The organism is Okeania sp. SIO2B9 (assembly GCF_010672505.1).
Lineage (GTDB): Bacteria > Cyanobacteriota > Cyanobacteriia > Cyanobacteriales > Microcoleaceae > Okeania > Okeania hirsuta.
Map to the genome: position 1 here is coordinate 1 of NZ_JAAHGK010000124.1, position 9,368 is coordinate 9,368.

The window sequence follows — 9,368 nt, forward strand, 5'->3', positions numbered from 1 at the left end:
TGTAAAAAATTATCAATAGGTACACTAATAGTTATATTTTCTCCATTATTCAACTTACCAGTTTTCCCTGATATAATAGTCTCATCAATCTCAATTGGTTTTAGTTTTCTGGTATCAGGTTGAGACTTATTTTTATTTTGTTTTTGATTAGATTTTGGCATAAAGTTCTCCCCTTATCCAGGTTTATGATTAAAAATATCTATAAGTAAAAAAAATCAGTCGATCTATATTTCTTTAGGAGTAAATTATGACACAAATACTACAATCTCCAAAACCGATAGTTTATCAAGGACATTTTGGAGAATTTACGATCACAAAAAGCGATCGCCTTAGTGTCATTATTTATCGTAGTGGCCTGATGATAGCTGCCCTTAGTTTTGCATTAGGCAGCACCTTAGTCTTATGGCAAGGCAACAACCCAGCAGTGATTAAAGCACTAACACCCATCTATGGCTGTTTTTGTCTAGCTTTAGGTCTAAGTTTAGTCACTATTCATATCTATATGGCCATTTTACACCGACTACTCCAACTATTTTGGATTATAGGGACTATTACTACAGTAATCTTAGCAATTAACAGTACTCAGCCCCTGTTCTTAGTAGTTTACACTAATCCAATTACCATTTTGGGTGTTGGTTTTACCTTTGCTGCCTTGACTGGTATTTATTTCAAAGAAGCTTTTTGTTTTAACCGCCTAGAAACAAAATTCCTCACACCTTTAGTACCTTTTTTACTACTATCTCATATGGCTGACTTTTTATTACTTGAAGTCAAAGAGTTTTTATTGGGAATTTGGGCATTTCTATTTATAGTTTTTGCTATCCGAAAGGTATTCCAAGCAATACCTCCAGATATTGGTGATAAGAGTGTTTTTGAGTATTTACACAAAAAACAAGAAGAAGTAGCTCATAGCTAGAAAGAGCTATTAACAGTAAATATTACTGAAGTTAAATCAAGAAGATTGAGTCTTTTTGAATAGATAGCAGTTATAGCAAATCTAAAAAATTTTGCTACCTACATTTAGTTAAGAGTAAAAGTAATCAATAGTCAGTAGTCAGGAAAAACAGAATAACAACATTTACAGCAGATTCCAAGTATATGAAGACATATATTAACAATTAAATGTTACCACTGCGGGCATCTTGCCCGCTATAGTTGTACCTCAACCCTGATGGAATCTAATCTACCAAAAGTCCTACTACGCTCATAACTTTGATTTTGCAAACTTATAAAGCACTCAAGTATAGCAAGATTTTTAGTAATTGATATTATCTAAAATTCAGTTTAAATAAATTACTTATGAAGGTCAAGAGTAAAGAACAGAAAAAAATTATAAATCTGTTTTATTAACCGGATTTAGTGTGAGATGAAATCTGTTACTTTCTTTCTTCTTTACTTCTTAGTTGATTACTTAAATGTATCCAAAAAACATTTTATTACAATGGCAGGAAAAATTAATTTTAATAATCCAGGTATGGATATTAATTCTAGGATTAATTATCTTTCTAATTACGATTTGCTGCTTTAATATTTATTCATTCTTAGCACTAACCTCCCCCATAAAAGCAGATATACTAATAGTTGAGGGTTGGATGTCTGACTATGCAGTAAAGTTAGCGATCACTGAATTTCAGCAAGGTGCTTATCAAAAATTAATTACCACAGGTTCGCCCATAGGTAAGGGATATTATCTATCAGAATACAATAACTTTGCCGAACTAACAGCCGCAACTTTAATTGCCTTGGGTGTCGATCCAGACCGAGTAGTTGCGATACCAACTCCTCAAGTTGTTAAGTATCGCACTGCTGCCTCTGCTATTGCGGTTAAAGAATGGCTAAAAACTTCTCATATGAAAGTAAACTCTATCAATATCTATACCTTAGGACCCCACGCTCGCCGTAGCTGGATGATTTATCGAAATATTTTCAGTCCAGATATTCAGGTAGGTGTGATTGCTCTTGAACCTAAAGATTATAATCCTCACAGATGGTGGCAGTCTAGTGCAGGTATGCGGACTGTTGTTGGAGAGGCGATCGCTTATTTTTATACCCGTTTTGTCAATTGGACATCTTGAAGAAGAAATTAGGAGTTAGTAGACAGGAAAAAGCATTAATTAGGCATTTAAGACCCATCACTCATTAAAGACTACCAAATTTTATGTTTGCTAGAGGGTCTTAAACGCACTTGCGAAACATAAAAATTTTACAGAATTCAATTCAAAATTCTGCACTTTGTTAATCCAACGTTTCCCTTACCTAAATTCTTTCTTGATAATTATAGGAGCTAAACTAAGTCCTATAATTAACTTTAATAATAAAAATGAATTAAATTAGTAGCGACGAGAGTTGTTTCTGCGACCACCGCCACCAAAGGAAGGTCTTTCCTCCCGTGGCTTAGCTTTATTAACTTTTATTTCGCGATCCATCCATTCAGCACCATCAAGTGCAGCAATGGCCGCTTCTTCTTCTGCCTCAGTATCCATTTCCACGAATCCAAAACCACGAACGCGTCCTGTTTCACGGTCAGTTGGTAAATGAACCCGTTTAACAGAACCATATTCCTTAAAAACCTCAGATAGATCATCCTGCGTGACATCGTAGGATAAGTTGCCTACATAAATTGACATAGATATTCTCCAAAATTAAGATTTTTGTAGAGATTTAGATTTCGGAGAGAAGCTTGTCAATAGCGACAGGAAAGTAGCCCTCAATATAAACAAACATTATAACCGAATTTATTCTCACCTTCTATAATAGCACAATAGATATTTATATTCAGAGACTTTTTTGAAAATATTGAAAATATTTAAGACGAGAAAATGACCAACTAAGTTCGTTTCACTAAAGTCAGAAGTCAAAAGTCAGAAGTCAGAAGTGATATTTTAGACACTTATATAAAATCCGGTTATACAGTTATCGCACTTTCTACTTCCATTCAATGCAGACTTGAAGAAGGAGACAGGAGACAGGAGACAGGAGGAAAATTACATGGGGATAGTCAACAAAGGGCCGCTCCGCGTCTACGCTCCCCCAAGTAATTTTGAACACCCCCGTTGACGGTGGGGTATTAAACCCACAAAGAAAATGATAAAATGCCGGAATATCCCCAGATAATTCCAACTCTCATCCTTTCTTCTTACTGACTCGTGAGTTCTGAGTTCTGACTCCTCTCATCATACAATAACTAATTATCCGGAACTATATTAAAACCTCTACTCTACAGTAATTTTAGCTTATTATTTGACTTCATCAGTTACCAACTATTTGTGACATTTTTTAAGTGAATTGGTATAAGTTCGTGTAGTCTTCTGTAAGGAATAACAAGAGCAAACAAAATAATGAAAAATAATTTACTCTGGAACACTTAAAATGAGCATTGCTCAATGAACAATGCTCAGTATTGAATGGGTTAGAGGTAAGCGCTTTGAGACAAATATTATGCGCTTACCACAGCTAAATTTAATTTTAAGACCCCGAATTAAAGTTGCTTAACCTCAGAAACCAACTTAGCAACCATATCCTTAGCACTGCCAAATAGCATCATAGTTTTATCCTTGTAGAACAAGTCATTGTCCACACCAGCAAAACCAGTGCTAAGACCGCGCTTAATCACAATAGTATGCTTTGCCTTATCAACATCGAGAATGGGCATTCCATAAATCGGACTATTCTGATCCGCACGCGCCGCCGGATTAACCACGTCATTCGCTCCAATCACCAAAGCTACATCTGCCTGGTCAAACTGAGGATTAATGTCATCCATATCATATAACTGGGGATAAGGCACATTTGCCTCTGCCAACAATACATTCATGTGTCCAGGCATCCGTCCTGCAACTGGGTGAATAGCATACTTAACCTCAACACCCAATCCTTCCAACTGGTCTGTCAACTCACGGACAGAATGTTGTGCTTGAGCAACAGCCATACCATAACCAGGTACAATTACCACAGAACGCGCATAACCCAACATCATTGCACCCTCTTCAGGGTCAATACTACGAACAGACTTATCAGTTGTACCACCAGCAGCAGCAGGACCACCACCTTCACCAGTACCAAATGCAGCAAACAGTACATTAGTCAAGGAACGGTTCATACCCTTACACATAATTACTGTGAGAATAATTCCAGAAGCACCAACCAATGCACCAGCAATGATCAACATATTGTTCATCACCACAAAACCAGCAGCACTAGCAGCTAGTCCAGAAAATGAGTTCAACAAAGAAATCACAACTGGCATATCGCCACCACCAATAGGGATGACAAACATTATACCCAATACTAGGGATACGCCTACCAATGCTAAAAATATGGGTAAGTTGAATGGTGTAACGCATAGATAGACACTACCAACAATAAACCCACCAAATAGGAGAGCATTAACAGGTTGTTGCAATGGGAAAGTGATCGGAGAACCACTCATAATTCCCTGTAGTTTAGCAAAAGCAATTACAGAACCTGTAAAAGTTACGCCACCAATTAATACGCCCAATAATGCTGTAATAGTAGTAGGCAATGGAGGAGACTGAGCAACAGCCAAATACCGCCAAAACTCACCTACTGCCACCATCGCAGAAGCAGCACCACCCAAACCGTTGAACAAACCAACCATTTGAGGCATATCAGTCATTTCTACTTTGTAAGCACCGATCGCTCCAATAATTGAACCGACAACAATTGCTACCAAAATCATTTCATAGTTGATTACTTCTTTTTCTAGCAGGGTTGCTACAATAGCAATCAACATTCCCACTGATGCTAATAAATTACCATTACGAGCTGTAGCTGGAGAACCCAACTTTTTCAGTCCCACGAAAAACAAGGATACCGCTACCAAGTAGCTTAATTGGATTCCGGTAGGTATAAAATCGCTCATTATGCAGCCTCCTTCTTCTTGAACATTTGCAACATCCGGTCTGTAACCAAAAATCCACCAACTACGTTAATGGTGGCAAATACTACAGCAATTAAACCTAAAATCACAGTGACATTCCAATCTTTGTCACCAGCGATAATTAGTGCGCCCAAAACAGCAATCCCTGAAATAGCATTAGCTCCAGACATCAGGGGTGTATGCAGAGTTGGAGGCACTTTATTAATTACTTCAAATCCGGCAAATGATGCCAAGACGAATACGAATAAAGCTGCAATTAATGTTTCACTCATAGTCCTTTTACAGTTAATTTTTGACTTTTATACGGCATTAGCAAGGTTTTCAATTCCTTCTCAACAAGAAAAAACGCTCTTGCTGAGTGCCGATCGCTGACTGCTGACTGCTTAACTAACTACCAACAGCAACACCTAAAGCATCTTTGACTCTTTGATTGCGAATTTCACCACCATGGGCAACACAAGCACCAGCAATGATATCATCCTCAAAATCAAGATTTAGCTCTCCATCCTTAATCATCAACTTGAGCAAAGCAGAAATATTTTTGGCATACAATTCACTAGCATGAACTGGCATAGTTGCTGGCAAGTTGACCGGACCAATAATAGTCACACCATTCCACTGTACGTTTTTGCCTGCTTCAGTACATTCACAGTTTCCACCCTGTGATGCTGCCATATCAACTATCACTGCACCTGGTTTCATTTGGTCTACCATTTCTTTAGTTACTAGCAATGGTGCTTTTTTACCAGGAACTTGAGCAGTAGTAATTACAATATCTGAAGCAGCAACGTGTTGGGTGAGAACTTCGCGAGTGTGTTGTTTAGCTTGCTCAGAAAGTTCTTTGGCATAACCACCCTCAGCAACAGTATCTTCCTGGAGAGTTACATCTACAAACTTTGCTCCCAAACTTTGCACTTGCTCTTTAACTTCTGGACGAATATCAAACGCTTCTACCACCGCACCTAGACGACGAGCAGTAGCTATCGCCTGTAAACCTGCAACCCCCGCACCCATTACTAATACCTTTGCAGGTTTAATAGTACCTGCTGCAGTAGTTAGCATTGGGAAAAACTTGGGTAAAGCAGCAGAGGCAAGCAAAACTGCTTTATATCCACCAATATTAGCTTGGGAAGATAAAGCATCCATAACTTGCGCTCTACTGGTACGAGGAATCAACTCCATACTGAATGCAGTTATTTTCCGTTCCGCTAAACGTTGGACGATAGCAGGGTTTCCTAAAGGATCGAGAAAACTAATTAAAACAGTACCCTCTGGTAATTTATCAATTTCTGATTCCTGTAGTACCCCAATTTTTAGAAGTACTTCTGTTTCACGCCACAGGGCGTCACTATCAGAAATTATTTTTGCTCCAGCTTGTTCGTAAGCTCCATCAAAGAAGAAAGACTTTTCTCCCGCACTTGCTTCTACCTGGATTTCTAATCCCTGTTTAACTAATCGTGCTATAACATCGGGAACTAAGGCCACACGGGATTCATTGACCAGAGTTTCCTTAGCTACTGCTATTCTCATAAATTCTCCTTGTCTACTTAAAGTTTGATTTCCTTACCTAAGAACCCTACCTAAAATAATGGGCCTGAGTTAGCTAGCTATAGCTATATTTATTGTTCTTTTACTAATAATTATTAGGCTGATATTTCGTTGCTCATTGCTATCTTTAACTTGTCTTATGAATTCAAGGTGGACATTAAGAAAATATGTGATTTTTAAGACTAAATACTTGGTCATTATTGAAGCTTGAACAAATTCAAAAAAATTGCTAAATAAAGAGGGTATTAAATAAATTTGTGGAGATTACTCTCAAAGTCAATATTTTTAATTTGTCAGTTTGAATAGAGATACTACTCCCTACTCCCTACTTTGGTGGAAATATCTATTTTAAAAATCCTGTTTATACTATTAGGCATCTCCAAAAATCAAAAATCAAATCAATTATCATAAATAAATCATCAATTATTTCCCCTACTCCCTACTCCCTACTCTCTCAGATGTCTATTTTCAAAATCCCTAATGCAGGATGGCGAAAATAACTGACCAGTTACAAAAATTACAAATCAATTTTGACTGTCAGATGTGCGTCTTACATTCTGTTCGCGGAGTGTTTCTGGAGGAAACGGAAACCTCGCCAATTAGCACTCGCTTTTGACTTTTAACTTTTGACTTTTAACTTCCGCGTAGCAGCACTAGCCGTATATATAAAATCTTGATAAAGTTTTAGTGAAGAGATTTTAAAATTAGAGGAAGTTTTATGAAACGTATACTTTCTACTTTGCTGGTTAGCAGTTGCTTATTAACAGGTGTACCAATTGCTAGCTTGGCTCAAGGGATGCCAGGATTTACATTATTTGGTGGCCCAGAACAAAAAAATCAGTTAAACTTCCGTTTAGATTCTGGTAGGTCTGGGACTTGGGATCGTTATCGACTACGGATACCAGCAAACAAATTAAATTTAGCAGTTGCCCAGTTATCAATTTTTTATCCCAATTACTACAAAGGTTCATTTGATACTGACAAAATAGAAATTCGTGTTGGGGGAGGAAGTTCAGAAAAACCAGAATCAATACCTATTGATGAAATAGTATGGGACAAAGAAAATAATTTTGTCGAAATTTACCCTGCTGAACCTATTCCTGCGGGTAATAAAATTGAAGTAGTTTTCAGCAATGTCAGAAATCCCAGATTTGGTGGAATGTACCACTTTAATGCCAATATTAGGACTCCTGGTGATGTGCCTTTACTACGTTATATTGGCACATGGCTTTTGACCATAGAATAGAATATTTGATTGAAAAATAGACGATAGATTTGCCCTGTTTTACTTTATATGATATACGTGCTATGATTAGGGATTGTGACTTTAAATTGTTATTAGATTAGTGGCTAAGGAGTAGAAAAAATGACTCAAAGGACTTTACATGGAACAAGTAGAAAAAGAAGAAGAGTATCTGGCTTTAGAACAAGAATGCGTACTAGAAATGGCCGAGCAGTAATTAAAGCACGTCGGCAAAAAGGGCGGGAGCGTCTAGCAGTCTATTAGAAAAAGAAAATTAGTGCAGGATGGCAGAAATAACTAACAAGTTACAAAATCCTAAAAGCCTTACCAATCAATACTTTAGAGGGCGTTAGCGGCAGCTTGGCGCTAGCCAATGCCATTTTTTCCTACGACTTTTGACTTCCGCGTAGCGACACTAGAAATAATTCTGATGATTATAGACAAATTTTAAATAATCTCACTATGTTGCCTATCGAAAACAGGCTGCGTCATTATAAAGATTTTGGTGCTGTATATCAAAAAGGAATTCGCAAGAATAGTTCTGATCTGACATTAAAGGCTCTGCGTCATCAGCAAGAGCCTAAATTACCTCAAGGTACAGATAATTTAGAATCTCTGCGACCTACTCGCATAGGCATTACTATTAGCAAAAAAGTGAGCAAAGGAGCAGTAGTCCGAAATCGAATTAAACGCCAAATTAGAGCAGCTTTACGTCAAATGTTGCCATTCATTTCCAAAGGATGGGATATAGTGATTGTAGTTAAACCAACAGCTCAACAGTGCAATTATTCTCAATTTCTGCAACAATTAGAAGAGTTATTGACACAAGTGGAGGTGTTGGATGGGTATTCGAGAGGAAGCCTTTTATGAAGGTGGTCCCCACATAGGAGATTTAATTCTTAACTTATTAATTGGTTTAACAATTATTGGCCTACCTCTAACTGTTGCTGCTATTGTTAGAGCTTTATGGCTACGTTATAGGATTACTAATAGGCGAGTTTCCGTGATTGGAGGCTGGATGGGACAAGATAGAACAGATATTGTTTACTCAGAAATTGTCAAAATAGCAAAAGTCCCCAGAGGATTAGGAGCTTGGGGGGACTTAGTAGTTACTCTCAGAAATGGTACTCGTTTAGAACTAAGAGCAATACCAAGATTTAGAGAAATTGAATCTTACATAACTGAAAAGATGGCTGCAAAAGCTCAAAAAACTAATAGTCCTACTAATTGATAGTTATTTAACTATTATTTTTCAAAGCTACTATGTCTTTCAATTAGCTACTACTATAATATCGACCTAGTAAATGTTCTTATAAATGACTAATTTATATGTATTGAACTAGATACCTTTATTATATAGTAATCAAAAATTAAAAATAGTCGAAATTAGAAATATCACCAGCCCCAAGGTTGACATAAAATAATGGATTTTGGTATAGGTTTTCTTTCCAACAATATAATGCTGCCGATCCTAGATTTTTTCTACGGGATCGTACCAAGTTATGGTCTAGCGATCGTAGCTTTAACTCTTGTAATTCGCGCAAGTCTCTACCCGTTAAATGCGGGGTCAATTAGGAATATGCGTAAGATGAAAGTTACGCAACCTTTGATGAAAAAGCGACAAGAGGAGATTCAAAAACGCTATAAAGACGATCCACAAAAACAGCAGGAAGAAAA

Annotated in this window: 11 protein-coding genes; 7 read left to right on the plus strand and 4 right to left on the minus strand. The window is 37.2% G+C overall.

Going from position 1 to position 9,368, the window contains the following annotated elements; all coding sequences use genetic code 11:
- Positions 1–247: 247 nt before the first annotated feature.
- Positions 248–916, plus strand: coding sequence for a DUF2301 domain-containing membrane protein (locus tag F6K13_RS06905; protein ID WP_124154981.1), 669 nt, complete (start codon positions 248–250; stop codon positions 914–916).
- Between the two features lie 499 nt (positions 917–1,415).
- Positions 1,416–2,075 (plus strand): ElyC/SanA/YdcF family protein, encoded by a 660-nt coding sequence (locus F6K13_RS06910; RefSeq protein ID WP_124147105.1) that lies wholly within the window; start codon positions 1,416–1,418, stop codon positions 2,073–2,075.
- A gap of 255 nt (positions 2,076–2,330) precedes the next feature.
- On the opposite strand, the gene F6K13_RS06915 is transcribed toward F6K13_RS06910, so the two are convergent.
- The 4 genes from F6K13_RS06915 to F6K13_RS06930 form a co-directional block, all read right to left on the minus strand.
- The gene (locus F6K13_RS06915; RefSeq protein ID WP_124147106.1) at positions 2,331–2,627 is read right to left on the minus strand and encodes an RNA-binding protein; all 297 of its coding nucleotides are present in this window, start codon (positions 2,625–2,627) and stop codon (positions 2,331–2,333) included.
- A gap of 851 nt (positions 2,628–3,478) precedes the next feature.
- Positions 3,479–4,882 carry an NAD(P)(+) transhydrogenase (Re/Si-specific) subunit beta gene (locus tag F6K13_RS06920; protein WP_124147107.1) on the minus strand — a complete coding sequence of 468 codons (1,404 nt, stop codon included), beginning with the start codon at positions 4,880–4,882 and terminating at the stop codon, positions 3,479–3,481.
- Positions 4,882–5,172, minus strand: a complete 291-nt coding sequence (locus F6K13_RS06925; protein ID WP_094678584.1) for an NAD(P) transhydrogenase subunit alpha — start codon at positions 5,170–5,172, stop codon at positions 4,882–4,884. Before F6K13_RS06925 ends, F6K13_RS06920 begins: the two co-directional genes overlap by 1 nt.
- A 115-nt stretch (positions 5,173–5,287) precedes the next feature.
- On the minus strand, positions 5,288–6,430 hold the full coding sequence (locus tag F6K13_RS06930; protein WP_124147108.1) for a Re/Si-specific NAD(P)(+) transhydrogenase subunit alpha: 1,143 nt from the start codon (positions 6,428–6,430) through the stop codon (positions 5,288–5,290).
- Between the two features lie 736 nt (positions 6,431–7,166).
- Between F6K13_RS06930 and F6K13_RS06935 the strand changes: the two genes are divergently transcribed.
- The 5 genes from F6K13_RS06935 to F6K13_RS06955 form a co-directional block, all read left to right on the plus strand.
- Positions 7,167–7,694 (plus strand): DUF2808 domain-containing protein, encoded by a 528-nt coding sequence (locus F6K13_RS06935; RefSeq protein WP_124147109.1) that lies wholly within the window; start codon positions 7,167–7,169, stop codon positions 7,692–7,694.
- 120 nt (positions 7,695–7,814) lie between these two features.
- Positions 7,815–7,955, plus strand: coding sequence for a 50S ribosomal protein L34 (gene rpmH, locus F6K13_RS06940; RefSeq protein WP_124147110.1), 141 nt, complete (start codon positions 7,815–7,817; stop codon positions 7,953–7,955).
- A 198-nt stretch (positions 7,956–8,153) separates the two neighbouring features.
- Complete coding sequence (rnpA, locus tag F6K13_RS06945; RefSeq protein ID WP_124147111.1) at positions 8,154–8,561, plus strand: ribonuclease P protein component; 408 nt, start codon at positions 8,154–8,156, stop codon at positions 8,559–8,561.
- The gene (locus tag F6K13_RS06950; RefSeq protein ID WP_124147112.1) at positions 8,533–8,922 is read left to right on the plus strand and encodes a PH domain-containing protein; all 390 of its coding nucleotides are present in this window, start codon (positions 8,533–8,535) and stop codon (positions 8,920–8,922) included. The genes rnpA and F6K13_RS06950 overlap by 29 nt, the downstream gene beginning before the upstream one ends.
- Before the next feature lie 192 nt (positions 8,923–9,114).
- The coding region (locus F6K13_RS06955) for a YidC/Oxa1 family membrane protein insertase (RefSeq protein WP_287287072.1) at positions 9,115–9,368 on the plus strand (254 nt) is incomplete at its 3' end.